The organism is Paenibacillus terrae HPL-003 (genome assembly GCF_000235585.1).
In the GTDB taxonomy this organism is placed as follows: Bacteria; Bacillota; Bacilli; order Paenibacillales; family Paenibacillaceae; genus Paenibacillus; species Paenibacillus terrae_B.
This window is the reverse complement of sequence record NC_016641.1, coordinates 5,062,211-5,082,087: the sequence shown is the minus strand read 5'-3', so window position 1 is coordinate 5,082,087 and position 19,877 is coordinate 5,062,211. Positions and strand designations below refer to the sequence as shown.

Annotated in this window: 21 protein-coding genes; 20 read left to right on the top strand and 1 reads right to left on the bottom strand. The window is 48.8% G+C overall.

Annotated elements, in window-relative coordinates:
* Positions 1-5: 5 nt before the first annotated feature.
* The 3 genes from HPL003_RS22465 (at position 6) to HPL003_RS22455 (ending at position 1,918) form a co-directional block, all read left to right on the top strand.
* Positions 6-185 carry an IDEAL domain-containing protein gene (locus HPL003_RS22465; protein ID WP_014282074.1) on the top strand — a complete coding sequence of 60 codons (180 nt, stop codon included), beginning with the start codon at positions 6-8 and terminating at the stop codon, positions 183-185.
* A gap of 172 nt (positions 186-357) precedes the next feature.
* Complete coding sequence (locus tag HPL003_RS22460; RefSeq protein ID WP_014282073.1) at positions 358-1,017, top strand: DUF1405 domain-containing protein; 660 nt, start codon at positions 358-360, stop codon at positions 1,015-1,017.
* Between the two features lie 55 nt (positions 1,018-1,072).
* On the top strand, positions 1,073-1,918 hold the full coding sequence (locus HPL003_RS22455) for a sporulation protein YpjB (protein ID WP_014282072.1): 846 nt from the start codon (positions 1,073-1,075) through the stop codon (positions 1,916-1,918).
* Positions 1,919-1,994: 76 nt separating this feature from the next.
* On the opposite strand, the gene HPL003_RS22450 is transcribed toward HPL003_RS22455, so the two are convergent.
* Positions 1,995-2,864, bottom strand: coding sequence for a YitT family protein (locus tag HPL003_RS22450; protein ID WP_014282071.1), 870 nt, complete (start codon positions 2,862-2,864; stop codon positions 1,995-1,997).
* Between the two features lie 203 nt (positions 2,865-3,067).
* Here HPL003_RS22450 and HPL003_RS22445 point away from each other — a divergent pair, with 203 nt between their 5' ends.
* The 17 genes from HPL003_RS22445 to HPL003_RS22365 all read left to right on the top strand — a co-directional run bounded on the left by HPL003_RS22445 (position 3,068) and on the right by HPL003_RS22365 (position 19,630).
* Positions 3,068-3,397, top strand: coding sequence for a nucleotide pyrophosphohydrolase (locus HPL003_RS22445; protein ID WP_014282070.1), 330 nt, complete (start codon positions 3,068-3,070; stop codon positions 3,395-3,397).
* Positions 3,398-3,447: 50 nt separating this feature from the next.
* Entirely contained in the window at positions 3,448-3,966 is a 519-nt protein-coding gene (locus tag HPL003_RS22440; RefSeq protein WP_014282069.1) for a tetratricopeptide repeat protein, read from the top strand.
* 29 nt (positions 3,967-3,995) lie between these two features.
* Complete coding sequence (dapB, locus tag HPL003_RS22435) at positions 3,996-4,799, top strand: 4-hydroxy-tetrahydrodipicolinate reductase (RefSeq protein WP_014282068.1); 804 nt, start codon at positions 3,996-3,998, stop codon at positions 4,797-4,799.
* 57 nt (positions 4,800-4,856) lie between these two features.
* Positions 4,857-5,294 carry a methylglyoxal synthase gene (gene mgsA, locus HPL003_RS22430; protein WP_014282067.1) on the top strand — a complete coding sequence of 146 codons (438 nt, stop codon included), beginning with the start codon at positions 4,857-4,859 and terminating at the stop codon, positions 5,292-5,294.
* Positions 5,291-5,983, top strand: coding sequence for a bacillithiol biosynthesis deacetylase BshB1 (gene bshB1, locus HPL003_RS22425; protein WP_014282066.1), 693 nt, complete (start codon positions 5,291-5,293; stop codon positions 5,981-5,983). The genes mgsA and bshB1 overlap by 4 nt, the downstream gene beginning before the upstream one ends.
* Before the next feature lie 132 nt (positions 5,984-6,115).
* Positions 6,116-7,279, top strand: coding sequence for an N-acetyl-alpha-D-glucosaminyl L-malate synthase BshA (bshA, locus tag HPL003_RS22420; protein WP_014282065.1), 1,164 nt, complete (start codon positions 6,116-6,118; stop codon positions 7,277-7,279).
* A gap of 88 nt (positions 7,280-7,367) precedes the next feature.
* Positions 7,368-8,690, top strand: coding sequence for a CCA tRNA nucleotidyltransferase (locus tag HPL003_RS22415; RefSeq protein ID WP_014282064.1), 1,323 nt, complete (start codon positions 7,368-7,370; stop codon positions 8,688-8,690).
* Positions 8,683-9,663 carry a biotin--[acetyl-CoA-carboxylase] ligase gene (locus HPL003_RS22410; protein ID WP_014282063.1) on the top strand — a complete coding sequence of 327 codons (981 nt, stop codon included), beginning with the start codon at positions 8,683-8,685 and terminating at the stop codon, positions 9,661-9,663. Before HPL003_RS22415 ends, HPL003_RS22410 begins: the two co-directional genes overlap by 8 nt.
* A gap of 339 nt (positions 9,664-10,002) precedes the next feature.
* Positions 10,003-10,917, top strand: a complete 915-nt coding sequence (gene panB, locus HPL003_RS22405) for a 3-methyl-2-oxobutanoate hydroxymethyltransferase (RefSeq protein WP_014282062.1) — start codon at positions 10,003-10,005, stop codon at positions 10,915-10,917.
* The gene (gene panC, locus HPL003_RS22400; RefSeq protein ID WP_014282061.1) at positions 10,914-11,852 is read left to right on the top strand and encodes a pantoate--beta-alanine ligase; all 939 of its coding nucleotides are present in this window, start codon (positions 10,914-10,916) and stop codon (positions 11,850-11,852) included. Before panB ends, panC begins: the two co-directional genes overlap by 4 nt.
* Positions 11,845-12,228 carry an aspartate 1-decarboxylase gene (gene panD, locus HPL003_RS22395; RefSeq protein ID WP_007430795.1) on the top strand — a complete coding sequence of 128 codons (384 nt, stop codon included), beginning with the start codon at positions 11,845-11,847 and terminating at the stop codon, positions 12,226-12,228. Before panC ends, panD begins: the two co-directional genes overlap by 8 nt.
* A gap of 82 nt (positions 12,229-12,310) precedes the next feature.
* Complete coding sequence (locus HPL003_RS22390) at positions 12,311-12,943, top strand: tetratricopeptide repeat protein (protein ID WP_014282060.1); 633 nt, start codon at positions 12,311-12,313, stop codon at positions 12,941-12,943.
* A 157-nt stretch (positions 12,944-13,100) separates the two neighbouring features.
* Positions 13,101-15,968: an ATP-dependent DNA helicase DinG gene (gene dinG / locus HPL003_RS22385; RefSeq protein ID WP_014282058.1), complete on the top strand. Its 2,868-nt coding sequence runs from the start codon at positions 13,101-13,103 to the stop codon at positions 15,966-15,968.
* Between the two features lie 45 nt (positions 15,969-16,013).
* On the top strand, positions 16,014-16,667 hold the full coding sequence (locus HPL003_RS22380) for a redox-sensing transcriptional repressor Rex (RefSeq protein ID WP_014282057.1): 654 nt from the start codon (positions 16,014-16,016) through the stop codon (positions 16,665-16,667).
* Positions 16,654-17,955, top strand: coding sequence for an amidohydrolase (locus tag HPL003_RS22375; protein WP_014282056.1), 1,302 nt, complete (start codon positions 16,654-16,656; stop codon positions 17,953-17,955). The genes HPL003_RS22380 and HPL003_RS22375 overlap by 14 nt, the downstream gene beginning before the upstream one ends.
* Before the next feature lie 37 nt (positions 17,956-17,992).
* Positions 17,993-18,517 (top strand): cell wall elongation regulator TseB-like domain-containing protein, encoded by a 525-nt coding sequence (locus tag HPL003_RS22370; RefSeq protein ID WP_014282055.1) that lies wholly within the window; start codon positions 17,993-17,995, stop codon positions 18,515-18,517.
* Positions 18,518-19,129: 612 nt separating this feature from the next.
* Positions 19,130-19,630, top strand: coding sequence for an SDR family NAD(P)-dependent oxidoreductase (locus tag HPL003_RS22365; protein ID WP_014282054.1), 501 nt, complete (start codon positions 19,130-19,132; stop codon positions 19,628-19,630).
* The last annotated feature ends 247 nt before the right edge of the window (positions 19,631-19,877 follow it).

The following is a 19,877-nucleotide window of genomic DNA, read 5'->3' as shown; positions in this document are numbered from 1 at the left end:
ATCCTATGGATAAAATGAAGGTTACTTATGAAGTAATGTTGGGCCTGTCTGCTGAAATGGTTTTGGACGAGGCATTACGTAAACGCCGGAGTGAAAAGCTCTACAAGGATATTGATGAGGCGCTGGCCTCCGGAGATGAAGTAGCTTTTCGTCATCTTACGGATGAACTGAAAGCGATCAATTGAGCCTTTTCAGGAGATCTGACCTTGGGTAACAGACTAATTGGCAATACAAGACCATAATCATCGAGCCTGACCGTAGCAGCGGCCAGGTTTTTTTGATACGCTTTTATATGATATAGTCTTTGTAGGATGGAGCCTGTACGGGGCATCTATCGTATGAACGGAGGATGAGGACGTGTTGTTGTCTTATTTATGGAGCCGGTCGTTCTTGACGAGCCGGCCTTTTTTGTGGCTGCTGTTCTGGTGTAACCTGATCGGAACCGTGTATGGGTACATATGGTATGGAGGGCAATTGGAATATACGCTAAACTATCACCCGACATGGCAGATTGTATTTGTGCCTGATAGTCCGACGGCCAGCTTATTTTTTACGATTTCTGTATTATTCCTGCTTTATCCTCCGCGCCTGAAGGGCTTGAAGATCATTCGCCAGCTGATGGAAGCGTTGGCTGTGGTTACGAGTGTAAAATACGGCATTTGGGCCTCAGCTATTATTTTTTGGGGTGTCGCGCAGGGAGGGCATATGATATGGCAGGATTGGATGCTGGTAGCATCTCATACGGCAATGGCAGTCGAATCCTTGTTGTTTGTTCGTTTTTTCACCTGCAAATGGACGGCTCTGTGCGTAGCAGCTTTGTGGACACTGTTAAATGATACGGTCGATTATACATTCGGCATATATCCATATCTTCCGAGGACGCTAACGGATGATGTACCACAAGTGCGTACTTTTACCTATATGCTGACCCTTTTCAGTATCGCAGCCTCATGGCTTGCCATGGTTGTGCGTAATCGGATAGCCTTTCCTATTGCTCGAGATGCGGCTGAGCGCTAAAGCAAGTTCTAGTCCCTGTAACCCTGCCATACAGTAAGGTGAGGAGGGATGTCCCATGGTTTGGAGTCAGGCGTTTCGTGGTGTGCTGCGTGTCGTTTCGGGAGTTGTGTTGTCTATAGTCTTGTTGCTTTCCGTTTGTTTCCCTCCGGGCATTGCGGAAGCGCGGGATCAGCCCAAGTCCACCAGTAATGCAAAGGAAATAGAGGAACTGGATCGTGCGGCTGCGATGTTGTACCGGGATGTAATGGATGGGAATATTGAAAAAGCTCGCGCCGATGTAGCGGAGGTAAGCCGATGGTTCAGTACGGGTCAGGTACAGGCTGCACTGTCTGTGGAGGCCATTCACGCTCTGTCCGGCAGCATTCTTGAGGTACAGCAAGCTACACAATCCGTGCAGGCATCGCCGGATGAATGGGTGAAGGCCGCTGCCAATTTGCGACTTGCGGCAGATGCGATTGCACATCCGCGCCAGCCATTATGGCAGCAGTATTATAAAATTTTAAAAGAAGATATTAGCGGCTTAAATAGCCAGTTTGCTAAAGGAAATATGAAAGGTTTCGCCGCCGGGGCAACTGTGCTGGAGGATCATTATGAGACGATCCGGACGGCAGCGTTGATCAGCGGTAAAACAACAGAGGTTGTTCGAGCAGAATCATGGATTTCTTACGTTAAAGGATTGGGAAATCAGAAAAATGTGGATGCTTCAGCGATTAGAGGGGCACTAGAGCAGGGAAACCCGACGTTTAATGCCTTGTTTGGACGTGAAAAAGACGCTACCGCGCTGGCGCCATTCATACCGCATGAAAGCGAGCGACGAGCAGAACTGGCAATCGGCCTGATGATCCTGCTGACACTTGCTTATGTGGGCTACCGTAAATATCGATCCGGTTTCTCCAATTAAGACTGAGATACTGCAACGAACTTCGCTGTCATTGATACAATGAATATACGCCTGACCACTTGCCCGGATTCCCGGGCTATTCCTCTTTGAAGCCCTCCCCGTGTACATCATGTACATCCTGAATGATGATGAACGCTCGCGGATCAACCGACTTCACAATTTGATGCAAACGCCGTATTTCCTGACGGGACACCACACAGTATGCAACATGCTTGGTCTGTTTGGAAAATGCCCCCACAGCCGGAATGATAGTAACACCGCGATCCATATCCCGTGTAATGATGTCCACAATATCCATCGTATGGTCACTGATAATCATGAAGGCTCTGGCTGAATAGGCTCCTTCCTGTATAAAATCAATAATCTTGGACGCGATGAACACAGCGACCAGCGTATACAGGATTTTTTCCTTGGGTATGTACAGCAGCGATGCACCGATGATGACGATATCAATCACCAGCAAAATTCTCCCCATACTCCAGCCAAACTTCCGGTTCAAAATACGGGCGATAATATCCGACCCGCCGGTGGTACCACCAAACCGGAATACGATGCCCAATCCTGCCCCGAGCGTAACCCCGGCATATAATGAAGAAAGTATAAAATCGTGCTCAGTCTGAAATGTGCCCATCCACCCGAGATGAATCATTTTTTCAAACAACCACAGAAAAAAAGTGAGCGCCCCAATACCGACTCCAGTATAAATAATTTGCTTGCCGCCAAGCATTTTCCATCCAATTAAAAATAAAGGAATGTTCAGGAGCAATGTGGAGAGGGATGGAGATATCGAGAAAGCATAGTTCAGCAGGAGGGTGATACCGGTGATGCCGCCTTCCATCAGCTTGCTGGGTATAATGAAATAAAGCAGGCCGAATGCATAAATAGCAGTGCCGAGCACAATGGGTAAAATGATTTTAAGCTGTTCAATAGACTTGGATGTTCTCATATAATCCCCCGCAGTAGCAAATTGGAGATGAACGACTTGATATATAGATCGTAGATCCTTATGTTTAGTATACCTTTTTACAGTAGCTTTAAAATACTGACGATTGCATGATGTAAGTAAATTCACATTAAAAAATATTTGTTTTCAAATGTGCTTTACGATAACATATGAATAAACCTGCACATTAGAGGGGATTGTGTTTTATGGAAAAATCGCTTGATGAAATTCAACGTGAGGTAGACCAGTATATTTCCCAGTTCAAAGAAGGATATTTCAGCCCACTGGCAATGCTGGCCCGGATGTCCGAGGAAGTCGGGGAGCTGGCCAGAGAAGTCAATCATTCCTTTGGCGAAAAACCGAAAAAAACGGATGAGGCCGACAATTCGATTGAGCTGGAACTGGGAGACATTTTGTTCATCACGGTTTGCTTTGCAAACTCGCTTGGAATTAATTTGACCGATGCTCATGATAAGGTCATGCATAAATTTAACACACGTGACGCGAATCGCTGGACCCAAAAGGACACCGATTAGGCGTTTTGTACATATGCTGTACCAAACCGGTTACCCGGAGGTGCAGTGTTATGAAGGCGGAGGAATACGTTCAGAAAGCTTATCAGTGTATTTTACAGAACGATTTTGAGCAGGCCGTGGAATGGTTTGAAAAAGCGATTTCCGCCCAGCCTGATCATGCGGAGCATTATTTCCGCTGTTCGGTAACCTATGCCCGCAGTGGGCGGATAGAGCAGGCGCTTGCTTATGCAGGCGATGCAGTTCGTCTGGCTCCGGAGCAGGATGAATATGTGCTGCATTTGCACACGCTGGAGGCCAGACAGCAGACGGAGAAAGCCAGAAAAATGCTGGATGTCGACAGAGCTACGCCACAGGTGCGCAGAGATGCAATCCTGCTGCTGGAACGGGCGATTGCCCTTGATCCGCTATGTGGTGACGCTTTTATGCTGCTTGCATTGGTTTATGATGAAATGAACGAATATAAGCTGGCTGTGCAGGCTGCTCGTGAAGCGGCTGCGTTGTTTCCTCACAATGAACAGCTTGCCAATCTCATGAAGAAGTTATGCCAGCAAATGAATGAACAGATCTAACATGAATTGATGCATAAGGAGTTGTAAGAATGCCAGAGCAAATAAAAGTGGCTGTCGTTGGATCAGCTGGTCGTATGGGCCGTGAGGTTGTCAAATTGGTTCTCCAGGATGAAGAGCTTCGGCTGGTAGCTGCAGTAAACAGAACGCATGCCGGCAGTGATGCCGGCCTTCTCGTCGGACTTCCGGAAGCGGGCGTCGCTATTGTAGAGGATGTGGAGCAAGCTTTGCTGGATAGTCGCCCGGATGTCATGGTCGATTTTACAGGTCCTCGTTTTGCATACACACATACAGCGCTTGCTATCAAGCATGGCGTTCGTCCTGTTATCGGGACAACGGGATTTACACCGGAGCAGATTGAAGAACTGGACAAGCAGTGCCGGGAACAGCACATTGGCGGTCTGATTGCGCCTAACTTTTCAATAGGAGTTATTTTGATGATGCGGTTTGCGGCTCAAGCTGCTAAATACTTCCCTCATTTGGAGATTATCGAATATCACGGCGACCAAAAATTGGACGCGCCATCGGGAACGGCAATTAAGACCGCAGAACTGATCGCTGAGCAGCGTCAGGAGCTGCGTCAAGGGAATCCGGAGGAGGAAGAAATATTCGAAGGATCACGTGGCGGCTACTACCAGGGGTTCCGTATCCACAGTGTCCGTCTTCCCGGTGTATTCGCACAGCAGGAAGTTATTTTTGGAGGATTTGGACAATCCCTCAAAATTCGTCAGGACTCCTACGAACGGGCAGGCTACATGCCCGGCGTTAAAATCGGCATTCAAAAGGTAATGGAGCAACCTGGACTTGTATATGGTTTTGAGCATTACATTGATTAAGAATAACGCGAATGAATTGACGAACGGAATTATAGAATGAGGCAGGGGGAATTTCGAATGTTAAAGATTGCATTTATAGCGCATGATCGTAAAAAGGATGAAATAGTTAATTTTGTAACGGCATATGAGCATGTGTTTACAGACCATCAATTGTTTTCAACAGGTACGACAGGTCTGCGCATTATGGAACAAACGAAGCTTCAAATTCACCGTTTCATGTCAGGACCGCTCGGAGGGGACCAGCAAATTGGAGCCTTGGTTGCGCAAAACGAAATGGATATGATTATATTCTTGCGTGACCCGTTAATGGCACAGCCGCATGAGCCGGATATTAGTGCGCTGCTGCGTCTGTGCGACGTGCAGGGTATTCCTTTGGCGACCAACGTCGCTACTGCTGAAATATTGGTCAAGGCGCTGGACCGGGGCGATTTTGCTTGGCGTGAGCTGGTACATAAATATAAACCAGGCATTGATCAGCAGGATGATATAAAATGACGCTGGACATATTGATTTTTGGAGCCCATGCCGATGATGCTGAAATTGGTATGGGAGGCACGATTGCCAAGCATACAGCCGCTGGTTTAAGGGTGGGTGTATGTGATTTGACGCGTGCGGAAATGTCATCCAATGGCGATGTAGATACCCGTATGGCAGAAGCCGAGGACGCTTCAAAAGTGTTGGGCCTTGCTGTGCGGACGAATCTGGGACTGCCTGATCGCGGTTTGTACGTGACATCTGAGAATGTAGCCGCAGTGACCACGGAAATTCGGCGTCATGCGCCGAAAGTCGTATTTGCTCCCTACTGGGAGGATCGACACCCGGATCATGTCATGTGTAGCAAGCTGGTAGAAGAAGCGGTATTTAACGCCAAGTTACGTCGATTTATGCCGGAACAGCCTGCGGTACTGGTCGAGCAGTTATTTTTTTATTTCATTAATGATATCGGCAGAACGGATCTGATCGTGGACATCACGGAGCATTATGGAGCCAAGGAGCAGGCATTGTTGAGCTATGCATCCCAATTTCAGGCTGCCCCGGGTAAAAACACGGTATCCACGCCATTAAACCAGGGGTATGTCGAGCGTGTAAAGGCCCGGGATTCGTTGTTGGGTCAGCGTAAGCTGATTCCGTATGCAGAGGGCTTTGCGTCCAAAACGCCGCATCTGGTTAAGCTATTCACATAAGGTTTTTACAATCATCCTGACATTATAAATGATAAATAGATCCGTTGAGAACGGTATAGATGATGCGCACTGTATTTGGTGTGTCACTAACATTAAAAGCCATCATTGATGGACGGAAGGGGGCAGCTTAACTTGAATGACAAATTGAAAATTGGAATTACCTGTTACCCGTCGCTGGGTGGCTCCGGCGTAGTGGCCACAGAGCTGGGCAAGTTGCTGGCCGAAAAAGGGCATGAGGTCCATTTTATTGCCAACAGCATTCCGTTCAGATTAGGCGGGGCATTCCAAAAAAATATTTTTTATCATGAGGTTGAAGTTAACGATTATTACGTGTTCAGATATCCGCCCTATGATCTGTCGCTGGCGACCAAAATGGCTCAGGTTGCACAAATGAAAAATTTGGATGTACTCCATGTTCATTATGCCGTACCGCATGCGGTATGTGCTTATTTGGCCAAAGAAATGGTGGGCGACCATCTCAAAGTGGTAACCACGCTTCACGGCACGGATATTACGGTGTTGGCGCAGGATGAATCGTTGAAGGATCTTATCCGCCTGGCGATCAACAAAAGTGACGCGGTAACAGCGGTTTCCAAGGATTTGATTCGGGAGACGATAGATGCGCTGGAGATTACACGCCCTATTGATTTGACCTACAATTTTGTGGATAAACGAGTGTATTATCCGCGGGATGCAGCTGCGCTGCGGAGAGATTTTGCCCAGCCCAGTGAAAAGATTATGATGCACATTTCAAACTTCCGTCCGGTCAAAAGAGTGGGAGACGTGCTAGATATATTTGAAAGAGTGCAACGAAAAGTACCTGCAAAGCTGCTGCTGGTTGGAGAAGGACCAGACCTCCCCAAAATTCGCTGCAAAATCGAAAGCTTGGGCTTGCAGGATAAGGTGTTCTTTTTAGGCAAGCAAGATCAGATCGCTGAAGTGATTTCCATGGCGGATGTGCTGCTGCTTCCATCGGAAAAAGAAAGCTTTGGACTGGTTGCGCTGGAAGCGATGGCTTGTGGAGTGCCAACGATTGGTTCCGAGGCAGGAGGAGTGCCTGAGCTGGTTGTTCACGGGAGTACAGGTTATCTTGCTGAAATCGGCAATACCGAGGCGATGGCGGAATATGCGGTGCAGCTGTTATCGGACGAAGCGATGGCAGAGCGTTTTCGTGAAGCCTGTCTGGTGCGGGCTCGTACCGTATTCTGTGATAAGCTGATTACCCGTCAATATGAAGAAATATATTACCGTGTGTTGGGACGCGAGGTGCCGGATCTTAAACCGATCAGCGTTTAAGAAGGCGGACTTGCGTCCGTTTTTTTGTATGATAAGTCTTTTGTACAATAAGTCTTTTGAAAACTTTATAAGCAAAGGGGGAAACCCTGTGAAAATAAACACTTGGCAATATGCTGACCCGGAAATGGCTATTCATGGCAAGGAAGTCATTCGTACACTAACCACAGCCGGCTACGAGGCTTACTGGGTCGGCGGTTGTGTGCGGGATGAACTATTAGGCCGCGCTATTCATGATATGGATATGACCACATCGGCTGAACCGGAACAGGTCATAGCACTGTTTCCCCATGTCATTCCGACTGGAATTCAGCATGGGACGGTTACGGTGATGCAGGGGGGGCATCCGTTCGAGGTGACCACTTTTCGAACAGAGAGCGGTTATACCGATCATCGCCGTCCGACAGAAGTCGCTTTCGTGAAGGATATCCGCGAAGACCTGATGCGGCGGGATTTCACGATGAACGCGATTGCAATGGATGAACATGGGAAAAGGGTGGACCCGTTCGGAGGGGAAGCCGATTTACGCGTCGCTATGGTTCGTTGTGTGGGACGAGCCGAGGAACGATTTGAAGAGGACGGGCTGCGAATGCTGCGTTGCATTCGTTTTGCCTCCGTATTCCGGTTCCGTATAGCCTACAACACATGGAAAGGTATGATCCGTCGTAAAGAGGGGCTTCGTTACATTGCGATGGAACGTGTACGGGCTGAGCTGGAAAAGATGCTGGCCGGACCGGACCCGTTGCGTGGACTGGAAATGCTGGGTCGCAGTGGCTTGCTCGCGTGTACGAAGGTTCCCGTTCCCTGGGAACAATGTGAAGCACAGGCGCTCAGGGGGATGGTACAACTACCGGAAGAACTACGATGGGGTTTGCTGCTGTTGTCTTGCAGACTTACCTCAGAGGCAGCGGACGAGCTGTTAAGAGCATGGACTTTCTCCAACGCTGTACGTCTGCGACTGGTACATCTGTTAGAATGGGAGCGTGAGCTAACGGACAGTGCTGTTGGGATGGCAGACAGTTCCACTTTAGTGGAAGGTGAAGGAATTAACGATGAGGCGCTACGCCGCAGTTGGATTCGACTGTTAATTAAATGGGGACGGGATACCTCGTCAGATTGGCTTGAGCTTTACAAGACGTTGCCTGCTTCGTTCCACGAATTACCGCTACAGGCAGAAAAGCATATAGCGAGAATGGCTGAACTGGCAGAAGCGTGGACGAAGCAAACCGCAGTCGTTCGTATCAAAGATTTAAATATTACAGGAAATGAACTGGTTCAGGAGATGAATCGACCGGGTGGTCCTTGGCTGGGTCAGACGATGGAACGACTTTTGCTGGCTGCCGCCTGCGGAGATATTTCAAATGAAACAGAAGCATTGCTTCAAGAAGCGAAACGGGTGATGAGTAGTGAATAATCATGAAAGACTGTTAGGCATACTGGAGGAAGGTACATCAGATTATATATCCGGGGAGGAAATCAGCCGCCGCCTCTCGGTGAGCCGTACAGCCGTATGGAAACAGATCAACAAGCTGCGTGAGCTGGGCTACAACATTGAAGCTTCCTCGCGTAGGGGTTATCGGATTGTGTCCCGACCCGATCGACTGGAAGTCTCCAAACTGGCATATATGTTAAATACCCAATCGTTCGGACAACGTATAGTTGTGCTGGACTCGACGGTCTCTACCCAGCAGGATGCGATGCGTCTGGCAGAAGAGGGTGCACAGCAAGGAACGGTAGTGCTGGCGGAGGAACAGACGGCGGGCCGGGGACGTTTGGGCCGAAAATGGTTTTCACCTCGGGGCAAAGGTATCTGGATGAGCATTGTGTTGCGACCCAACCAGCCCTTGGCCTTCACTCCACAGTTAACGCTGCTTACAGGCGTAGCGGTATGCAGAGCCATTCGTCGGTTGACGGGTCTGGAAGCTGGCATCAAATGGCCGAACGATCTGCTTGTTCATGGTCGCAAAGTGTGCGGTATTCTGCTGGAATCTGCAACAGAGGATCAGCGGGTACGCTACTGCATTGCAGGTATCGGCATTGATGTCAATTTAAATACAGAGGATTACCCGGAAGAACTGTCACAAGTAGGGACGTCCCTGAAAATAGAGGCTGGTCGCGAAATCGACCGTACTGCACTAATTGCCGCGGTGCTGGAAGAAATGGAGCAGCTATGTGCGCTGTATGCGGATCAGGGCTTTCAGCCTATCGCGATGCTGTGGGAGGCGTTATCCGTGACGATGAATCGCTTCGTGCGGGCGCATACGGGACAAGGGAGTCCGGTGGAAGGTACAGCCATCGGTTTGGACCCTTCCGGTGCGCTAGTAGTTGAAACGAAGCAGGGAGAGCGAATACAGGTCGTTTCCGGTGATGTACAATTACAGGTGTAGCCTTAGCTGTGAATAGCACGCGCATTCGTTCTTTTTTCTATGCAAAACTTCACGTGAAAAAGCTGATGTTTTTTGTTATACTGTGCAGGAGGCGGCATCGGACGGTCCGAGCTGCACTCCGGGGCACACGCTCCACCATTGCAAGTAAGTTAGACCATCATAACTTCATTTGAAGGTTACGTTGGATTCTGCTCTGAGCCGAACAGGACCGAGACAGAAGGGACGATCTCAAAATGAGTGTCTTTTTTGGCTGTTCGGACCTTTTGATGACGCAATTGTACAGGCGCTCATAAAAGGTTATTTTTTGTGCCAAAAAAAGATGGAAGGGAGCCATTTACCATGGCAGGAAAGCAAGCGCTGAATATTGTGAAAATGAAAAAAATGAAGCAGGAGGGCATTCCGCTCAGTATGCTGACCGCCTATGATTATCCCTCGGCTAAAATAGCCGAAGAGGCGGGAATTGACATGATTCTCGTGGGCGACTCGCTGGGCAACGTCGTTCTCGGCTATGATTCGACCATTCCCGTAACACTGGATGACATCGTGTATCATTCCCGAGCGGTAGCTAGAGGCGCGGAGCATACGTTTATTGTAGCGGACATGCCGTTTATGACATATCACAGCAGCGTATCGGAAAGCCTTCAGGGCATCCGCCGCCTGATGCAGGAAGGGCACGCTCATGCTGTTAAATTGGAGGGCGGTGCAGAAATTGCCGACGTCGTAAAAGCGACTGTTCAAGCAGGTGTACCCGTACTTGGTCATATCGGTCTTACACCGCAATCGGTCAATCAGCTTGGCGGCTACCGCATTCAAGGCAAGGACGAAGCGGATGCACGGCGGCTGATGGCAGACGCCAAGGCGCTGGAGCAGGCGGGTGCCTTTGGCATCGTGCTGGAGCTGGTAACTGAGGAAGTGGCAGCGGCTATTTCCAAAGAACTGTCTATTCCGACCATCGGAATTGGTGCAGGACGTGGATGTGACGGTCAGGTGCTTGTGTATCACGATCTGATTCAATATGCTTCGCCTTATTACAGTAAACGGTTTGTCAAAACCTATGCCGATGTCGGCGGCATGATTCGTAGCAGTATTGAGCAGTATGTGAGCGATGTGAAGGGACGAGCCTTTCCGGCTAAGGAGCATGTGTTCAGCGCCGACGACAGCGTTGTAGAGGCTCTCTACGGACACAAGAAAGGGCAGGCAAAGGTGCAGGAACAAGAGGAACAGGCTAAGGAAAAGGTGGAATCCCGGTCATGATTATCGTAAGAGAAGTGGCTCAGCTTCGACAGGCAATTGCTGAACGTCGGCAGCTTGGTGCAAACGGAGAAAAAGCGGAATACGGTTCTGCTGCTACACAGCAACATACAGTCGGCTTTGTGCCGACAATGGGGTATTTGCATGAAGGCCATGCGAGTTTAATGCACAAGGCGCGTGAAATGGCAGATACGGTGGTACTCAGCATTTTTGTAAACCCGATTCAATTCGGGCCTAATGAAGATCTCGACAGCTACCCCCGCGATGAAGCGCGTGATTTGGAGGTGGCGCGGAGCGAAGGTGTGGATATCGTATTTTTGCCAACTGTTGCAGAAATGTATCCGCAGCCAACCCGTACGAAAATTCACGTATCCTCTTTAACGGATCGGTTATGTGGCACTTCACGTCCAGGGCATTTTGACGGTGTGACCACCGTGGTTGCCAAGCTTTTTAATATGGTAGGTCCTGATCTGGCCTTCTTCGGCATGAAGGACGCGCAGCAGGTAGCGGTGCTCCAGCAGATGGTGACCGACCTCAATATGAATGTCACCATCGTTCCTTGCCCCATCATCAGAGAGGACGATGGTTTGGCCCTCAGCTCGCGTAATGTCTATTTGAGCGCGGAACAGCGTAAGCAGGCGTTGGTACTGTCACATTCACTGCGCAAGGTGCGTGAGGTGAGCGAAGATGTTGTGCAGAACACGTTTACGATCCGTCAGTTATACCAAATGGTGGAGTCCACCATTACTTCTTCACCTTTGGCAGACATTGACTATATTGAAATCTTAACCTTTCCCGGTTTGGAGCCTCTTCCTCCCGAGCAGCGACTAAGCGATGTTGAAGAAGACATCATTGTAGCGCTGGCTGTAAAGTTTGGGAACACCCGACTGATTGACAATATGAGAATACAGAAGGCGGAGGTGCTTTCCCATGTTTAGAACGATGATGAAATCCAAAATTCACCGGGCGACGGTTACTGAAGCCAACCTTAACTATGTGGGTAGTATTACCATTGATGAGGATCTGATGGAGACTTCCGATCTGCTGGAGAATGAAAAAGTTCAAATTGTGAACAATAACAATGGTGCCCGGCTGGAAACTTACGTTATCCCCGGACCGCGTGGTAGCGGTGTGATTTGTCTTAACGGAGCAGCAGCGCGTCTGGTGCAGCCTGGGGATACAGTCATTATTATTTCCTACGCATCCATGTCGAATGAAGAGGCCAAAACATATAAACCGACTGTTGTATTCGTCGATGAACATAATAAACCGGCCCAAACGGCCAACAAGGAAGTACACGCCACGATCATGTAATGAATGGGAGTGCGGATGAAACCCGTCCTTTAAGCGAAAAATGTGAGTGTATTAATCCATCTTTCGTAAGGGCGGGATGCACATGTTCCAGCATGTATTCGCAGAAATGAACAGCATGTTAGATGATATCGTGAAGCATTACCCATCAGCCCAGGGCTCCCGCAGGCAGGAGTTGCTACAGCACTGGAGTTTGCTGCGGAGAATGAGTGACGGAATTATGGATGAATGGCTGGCCTTTGAGGAAAAAATGGTTCGCCTGCGGGCTGCTAGTTTTTCCGCAGAGTCCGGTATGTCTGTCGCTGAGCTGCCCGAAAAAGAGCTGCCAGCCTTTACTCGGGGTCAGGGATATTACCGACTGCTCATGTATCCTGAGGCCATTCGTCAGTTTGAACAGGTGCTACAGCATTTCCCGAACAGCTGGCAGAGCCGTATGTATATGGGGATGGCGTATTTTCAACTGGAGGATACAGCGGAAGCTGTGAGCCATTTTCAGAAGGTGCTGCACCTGACAGAGCAGTCCGGGCTGAAAGCGGTCATCTATAATGCGTTGGGCTGTCTTATGGCGAAGCAGGCTGATGTAGAGGAGGCGCAAAAATGTTTTGCTCTCGCGCATCAGTTCGATCCTGCGTTGCCCGAGCCGCTGCACAATATGGAAGCCTGTTTGTCCGGTGCCGAAATGCTTCGGTACGACAGCTCCATGATGACCTGGCTGTAGTTGTCAGACACCGATCGAGACGAGGCATGCCCACCTTCCCAGGCGGTGTGTGCATCGTCTTTTTTGGCTGTCTTAATTTCCAAACAGGCGATCTTCTGCTATGCTGTTATACAGAGTTATTATTTTTGTATGTGTCAAAAGAAAGGATTAAGCCCGAATGAAATTTGCGGTATTGGATTTTGAAACGACAGGTACCCAGTCCGCGGATGACATCATTCAAGTCGGACTTGCAATTATAGATCATGATAACAGCATTTCCCGTGTTTACGGTTCTTATGTGAACCCTGGCAGATCCATTCCGCCTTTTATTACCGGGTTGACCGGGATTACAGACGATGACGTCAAGGATGCTCCTGCCCTCGAAGAGATGATGATGGAGCTTGTGCCTATGCTGGACGATGTTGTGCTGGTCGGTCATAATGTGGCGTTTGATTTTAATTTTTTGCAAAACGCTTTGGATCGGTGCGGGTACTTGCCGTTTACCGGCAGAATTTTGGATACGATGGATTTTCTGAAAATCATGTTTCCATCGCTATCTTCCTATCAGCTGGGTTTTGTTTCTTCTGAGTTCGGGCTTGCGCATGACCGACCTCATCAAGCAGACAGCGACGCGTTGGCTACGGCTGAGGTGTTTTTAAAATGTCTGGATGAGCTGCACGCGCTGCCTTTGATTACGATACAGCGGCTCAGCGATTTGTTCGCGGAGGAAGACAGTGACCTCGGATGGTTTCTGGACGGGGTGCGTGAAGACAAAGAGCATGATCCTATTCAGGATTTGGAGGGTCATCAGTTTTTTCGTCAGCTTGCGCTGAAGGTAGAGGATTGGACGGAGCTTAATGCCCCTCGCAGAGAGGACGACCCCAATCCGCTTGCAGGCATTTCCTTTGAGGATTACATGGATGATGTGCGAGACAATTTACGTTCATCCTTGAGCCAATATGAGGAACGCGAAGCGCAGACGCAAATGATTGAGGGTGTCAATCAGGCGCTGAGTGAGGACAAGCACCTGTTGATCGAGGCGGGTACGGGGACAGGCAAGTCCCTGGGTTATTTGCTCCCTTCGCTTTATCACAGTGTGAAAAATGGACAGCGAGTCATGGTTAGTACGCATACGATCAACCTACAGGAGCAATTACGCGAGCGTGATATTCCGATGCTGACCAAGGTGATCCCGTTCCCGTTCCGGGCTGCCATTTTTAAGGGCCGGGGACATTATTTGTGTCTGCGTAAGTTTGAACATAAAATAAACAGAAGAGACTTCGCAACGCCGAAGGAAGATTTAATTACAGCGGCCCAGATGATCGTCTGGCTGACGTTGACGGAAACCGGTGATGATGAAGAGCTGAATCTGAGCAATCGTGGGGGAGATTTTTGGGAAACGGTGGCCAGTGATTCGGAGTCCTGTCTTGGTCGTTCTTGTCCATGGTTCCGCAAATGCTTTTATCATCGTGCGCGCCACGAGGCGGGAATAGCCGATGTGGTCATTACGAATCATTCCAAGCTGTTCACGGACGTAAAAGCGAGTCATCAGCTGTTGCCGAGCTATGAGCATCTGGTGATTGATGAAGCGCATCATCTGGAGGAAGTCGCTGGTAAGCACCTGGGAATGCATATGAAATATTTCACACTCGTGCATACCCTGACCCGATTGTTCAAGGATAGCAAGAACGGACAATTGCCTTCGCTGCGTCAGCAGTTGGCAAAGTCGGGGCATGAAAAATCGACGGATTGGGCTTCTACCATCGACCAGCTGTATCCGCTCGTGCTGGAGGTCAAGGAGACTTGGGATATGCTGAGCGACAAGCTGTTTGGCATGCTGCCGGAGCGAAGTGATGCAACACCGGGCGAAACAGGGCAGTTTTCTTCCCGTCTCAAGCCGTCGGCCAAGCCTGCCAAGTGGGATCAGGCGACTGCGCTGGAAAATCAGCTTTATGTAACGATGAGCGAAATTTTGCGCAAGGGCGACAAGCTGATGCTCGACGTGAAAGAAGAACATGACGATTATGCGGCTGACAGTCTCATTACGGATATTACGGGGCTGCTCAAGGATTTGGCAGGCATCAGGGAAAGCTTGCGCTTTTTCATGCGGATGGATGATGAGACGACCGTATATTGGCTCGAAGCGAGTGGGCAATTCCGCAGCAAGTCGCTACAATTTTATGCGGTGCCCGTCGATGTAAGCCGCCAACTGAAAGAAATGTTTTTTGACAAAAAAAGGAGCATTATTCTGACGTCTGCTACCTTGTCGGTGGATAAGTCGTTTCAGTACATGACCGATCAGCTCGGCTTGCAGGAGGCCGCAGATCAAGGGCGGCTGATGACTACGCAGCTCCCCTCACCCTTTAACTACAGGGATCAGGTGCTGTTAGTCATTCCAAGGGATTTTCCGAGCGTGAAGGGCAGTGTAGGAGATGAGCATTTTGTAGATATGCTCGTCAGCTCACTAGGTGCGACTGCTCAAGCGACGCGGGGGAGAATGCTCGTTCTCTTTACCTCCTACCGCATGCTCCGGCAGGTGTATGAGCCGCTCAAGGAGGCGTTGTCTTCCAGCGACATCACCGTGCTGGGGCAGGGTGTGGACAGTGGGAGCCGCAGCAAGCTGACCCGACGTTTCCAGGAAGCCAAAGCTTCTGTGTTGCTGGGAACCAGCAGCTTTTGGGAAGGCGTCGATATTCCGGGCAAGGCACTGACGTGTCTGGCCATCGTCCGCTTGCCGTTCCAACCGCCCAATCACCCGCTGCTGGAGGCTAAAAGTGAGCTGCTTCAGCAGCAGAAGAAGAATCCTTTTATGAAGCTGTCTGTTCCACAGGCTGTTATTCGATTCAAACAGGGATTTGGACGTTTGGTACGTACAGCGAGCGACCACGGGGTAGTTATCGTTTACGATACGCGTGTGATCGAATCCTATTATGGGAAGCACTTTTTGTACTCGTTACCGGGACCAAAAATGGAGCATATGCCGACGGAGCAAATGGTGCCCCGCATCGCCGAGTGGCTCCAATCCGCCCCGGAGACAGAGGCATAACGGACGGACATCTAAACATGTCCGTTACAATTAGGGGGAGCATGTATGAAATCAGATAAAATTTCAGAGGCTGTCGTACGGAGGTTACCCGTATATTTACGTTATCTGAATGCACTGAACAAACGGGAGGTGGCTACGGTCTCTTCCCAGGAGTTAGGACAAAGACTGGATTTGAATCCGGCTCAAATTCGTAAGGATCTTGCGTATTTTGGAGATTTTGGCCGTAAGGGTATCGGCTATGATGTTACTTATCTTATCGAGAAAATACGCCATATCCTGAAAATCGACCAGCAAATTAACGTGGTATTGGTCGGAGCAGGTAATTTGGGGCAAGCCCTTTCGAATTATAATGCTTATTTAAAAGACAATATGAAAATTGTGGCAGTATTTGATGCTGTCCCAGATAAGGTCGGAACCAAGATCAATACGCTGGTTGTACAACCAATGGATGAACTGGAAGCGACCGTGAAGGAACAGAACATTCGGATCGGGATTATTACCGTACCGGATTTTGAGGCGCAGAACGTGGCTGACAGGCTCATAAATAGCGGAATTGGAGCGATTTTGAACTTTGCGCCGACCACTCTCAAGGCACCGGCAAATATTCGAATACATGCCACAGATTTTACAACAGATTTGTTGAGCCTCGCTTATTATTTGGAAGACGGAAAGGAAGATATGCAACATGACGGCGAATAAATGGATGATTAAAAACGGCTCTTTTGCCGTGAACAGACCGGAAGCGGGGGTAATCCACGGCTATATGATCGTGGAGGACAGCCGTATTACCTATATTGGCGAGACTTTGCCAGCGGGTGAGGAAGAGACGGAAGTGATTGATGGTAACGGGCTGCTATTTTTACCTGGCCTGATAAATACACATGGTCATGCGGCGATGTCTCTGCTGCGCGGGTATGGGGACGATCTGGCTCTTCAAGTATGGCTTCAGGAAAAAATGTGGCCGATGGAAGCCAAGTTTACGTCTACGGATGTATACTGGGGTACGTCCTTGTCCGTGCTGGAAATGCTGAAAGGCGGTACAACCACCTTTTTGGACATGTATGATCATATGGACGAGGTGGCTCGTGTAGCTGAAGAGTCCGGCATCCGTGCCAGTCTGATGCGTGGAGCGATTGGATTATGTTCGGAGGAAGAGCAGCGGATCAAGCTGGCTGAGGCTGTGAATTTTGCGCGTAATTGGCATGGAAAAGCAGACGGTCGCATTACGACTATGATGTCTCCGCATGCGCCGTATACGTGTCCGCCTGCGTTTATCGAAAAATTCGTACAGGCTGCGCATGATCTGGACTTACCGTTGCATACGCATATGTCCGAAACAATTGCCGAAGTAGAGCAAAACGTACGCGACTACGGCTTGCGTCCGGTTGCGCATTTGGATAAGCTTGGCTTTTTCTCTCGTCCATCGCTTGTTGCCCATGCTGTTCATTTGAATGACGAAGAAATAGCTTTGCTGGCTGAACGTGGTGTAGCGGTTTCGCATAATCCGGGCAGCAACTTGAAGCTGGCGAGCGGTGTGGCAAGAGTGCCCGATCTGCTCCGTGCAGGCGTTGCTGTCTCTCTCGGAACAGATGGTCCTGCCAGTAACAATAACCTGGATATGTTTGAGGAAATGCGTCTGGCTGCACTCATTCACAAGGGAGTATCTGGCGACCCAACCGCAGTTCCTGCGGGTGAGGCGTTGCGTCTGGCAACAGAGTACGGAGCGAAGTCGATTGGCTTGAATGAGGTAGGGGCGCTTGCAGCAGGCAACAAGGCTGACTTTATCGCGCTTGATCTCAATCAGGCTCATTTCTTGCCACATACGGATCTCATTTCTCATGCCGTATACTCTGCAAGCGCCAAAGACGTGACCCATGTATGGGTAGACGGTCGTCAGGTTGTAAAAAACGGTGAGTGCCTGACTATGGATGAGGAACGTATCAAGCATGAGGCACAAGCCGCCTTTGAAGGACTGCTGTCGCGCTAATTCAGGTGTCACATCCCCTTAGAGAGGAAGCACAGGTTTGAAAAATAAGAAAAAATGGATAGTGGTCGCCCTTTTGGCCGTCATACTGATCCTGGTCAGCATTTTCTGGTATTATTCCTATGTTACTCAAGACCAGGTGACTGAGAGAAATGCCGCTATCGTAAAGGCCAAGCAATCGGGTGGTCTGGTTAGCACGACTCAGACGTGGAAGTCGGTGTGGGATCAGGTATACTGGGTGGTTCAAGGGAAAAATGCCCAGAATGAAAATATTATGGTGTGGGTCCCTTTTCAAAAAGTGGAGGGTCAACCGAATGTGCCTGTGGCAGATAATAGTGGTGTTCATACCGAGCTACTGAAAAACGGAGTCGACGAGCAACAAATGACAGCGATGATCCAGCAGCAGCTTCCGGGTATAGATATTGTAAGGCTTGATCCGAGTGTATTTAACGGTCAATATGTGTGGCAGTTGTTTTACGATGACGGCAGTCATCATTACTATACTTTTTATCGCTTCTCGGATGGGGGATCGATGGGGGTAAAGTATACTTTGCCTAATAATTGAGCTGGTGTGAGGAGTGGCTGAAGGTGGTGGTGTGGGAGCGCTTCGTGGTCCATTTGATCTTACGATCGCTGTTGCTACGGGATTCTTTGATGATATGAAACATTTCAAGGTAAGAATCCCATAGCAAAGGCGAACGCTTCGCTTCTTCAGATTCAAATGGCCCACTCCGCTGGCTGGCTGCAATGGAGTCACTCCAAACACCACTCTTTTCATGGGAGGTGGGGGTAGGGGGTCACGGACGCCGCTGCGCTTGTCTCCGTTTTGGGTTTTACACCAAACCAATTCTATACGAATTGGAAAATAGTTTTTACTTAAAAAGCTATGTGACTTTAGAAGACAATGTGTTATAAAAAGAATGACTAGTTTGGAATGATTGAAGACTAAAAAGACGTAAACACGATTTTTCGTATTTACGTCTTTTTAGTTTTTTGTTTGGTAAGTATTTATTATAGTATCTTTTGTATTTCCCTTAAACAGGTTAAATATGAAGTCTATTACATAGATCATGATATTTTTCGTTAAAATGGTTTAATTATAAATGCAGACTAACGTAACCCATAATTTTGTGGCTATGTTATCATGACTACTTATACAAAAAGGAGATTCATGAACATGGGTAAAGTGGATGGGAAAGTAGCATTAGTAACGGGTGGGGGTCAAGAAATTGGACGGGCTATAGCTTTACGCCTCAGTCAAGATGGCTTCGCAGTGGCAGTCGTGGATTTGAATGAAGAAACGGCCCAAAGTGTTGCTGGTGAGATTACAAAGGCAGGAGGGCGCTCGCTTGCGCTTAAAGTCGATGTTTCCAACCGGGATCAGGTTTTTGCCGCTGTAAAGGAAGCATCTAAAAAACTTGGTGGCTTTGATGTCATTGTAAATAACGCGGGGATTGCTCCCGCCAAGCTGTTGCAGGATGTCACGCTAGCTGATTTTGACAAGCTGTTCCACATCAATGTGACCAGTGTACTTTGGGACATTCAGTCAGCCGCCGCCAAGTTCAGGGAGCTGGGCCATGTTGGTAATGCCAATTTGGGTATTTACTCCGCCACCAAATTTGCAGTTCGTGCCCTACACAAACCGCGAGGTAATAAAGCTCTTATAAATGCAGTGTAGGTGCTGTATGCAAATTCTTGTATAGACAACCTGCTTGTAAAAGCATGAGTAACTGAAAAAATGCAAAGAAAGCCGAAATAAGCTAAAGTAAATATAGAGAATAGAAGTAATGAAAAAGACGTAAATACGATAAAATTCGTATTTGCGTCTTTTTAACTAGCAAGCACGCGAAGCATCCTTACCTACCCAACTTCCCTCCTAAGGCAAATTCATCTTTATGGCTGTGCAGTAGCGGAGTGGAAGATTT

Bases quoted from the DNA above. Each gene is read 5' to 3' on its own strand.
- dinG (WP_014282058.1), top strand. From the start codon at position 13,101: ATGAAATTTGCGGTATTGGATTTTGAAACGACAGGTACCCAGTCCGCG.
- HPL003_RS22465 (WP_014282074.1), top strand. From the start codon at position 6: ATGGATAAAATGAAGGTTACTTATGAAGTAATGTTGGGCCTGTCTGCT.
- panC (WP_014282061.1), top strand. From the start codon at position 10,914: ATGATTATCGTAAGAGAAGTGGCTCAGCTTCGACAGGCAATTGCTGAA.
- HPL003_RS22380 (WP_014282057.1), top strand. From the start codon at position 16,014: ATGAAATCAGATAAAATTTCAGAGGCTGTCGTACGGAGGTTACCCGTA.
- HPL003_RS22440 (WP_014282069.1), top strand. From the start codon at position 3,448: ATGAAGGCGGAGGAATACGTTCAGAAAGCTTATCAGTGTATTTTACAG.
- HPL003_RS22455 (WP_014282072.1), top strand. From the start codon at position 1,073: ATGGTTTGGAGTCAGGCGTTTCGTGGTGTGCTGCGTGTCGTTTCGGGA.
- panD (WP_007430795.1), top strand. From the start codon at position 11,845: ATGTTTAGAACGATGATGAAATCCAAAATTCACCGGGCGACGGTTACT.
- HPL003_RS22450 (WP_014282071.1), bottom strand. From the start codon at position 2,864: ATGAGAACATCCAAGTCTATTGAACAGCTTAAAATCATTTTACCCATT.
- dapB (WP_014282068.1), top strand. From the start codon at position 3,996: ATGCCAGAGCAAATAAAAGTGGCTGTCGTTGGATCAGCTGGTCGTATG.
- mgsA (WP_014282067.1), top strand. From the start codon at position 4,857: ATGTTAAAGATTGCATTTATAGCGCATGATCGTAAAAAGGATGAAATA.
- HPL003_RS22390 (WP_014282060.1), top strand. From the start codon at position 12,311: ATGTTCCAGCATGTATTCGCAGAAATGAACAGCATGTTAGATGATATC.
- bshB1 (WP_014282066.1), top strand. From the start codon at position 5,291: ATGACGCTGGACATATTGATTTTTGGAGCCCATGCCGATGATGCTGAA.
- HPL003_RS22375 (WP_014282056.1), top strand. From the start codon at position 16,654: ATGACGGCGAATAAATGGATGATTAAAAACGGCTCTTTTGCCGTGAAC.
- HPL003_RS22365 (WP_014282054.1), top strand. From the start codon at position 19,130: ATGGGTAAAGTGGATGGGAAAGTAGCATTAGTAACGGGTGGGGGTCAA.
- HPL003_RS22445 (WP_014282070.1), top strand. From the start codon at position 3,068: ATGGAAAAATCGCTTGATGAAATTCAACGTGAGGTAGACCAGTATATT.
- panB (WP_014282062.1), top strand. From the start codon at position 10,003: ATGGCAGGAAAGCAAGCGCTGAATATTGTGAAAATGAAAAAAATGAAG.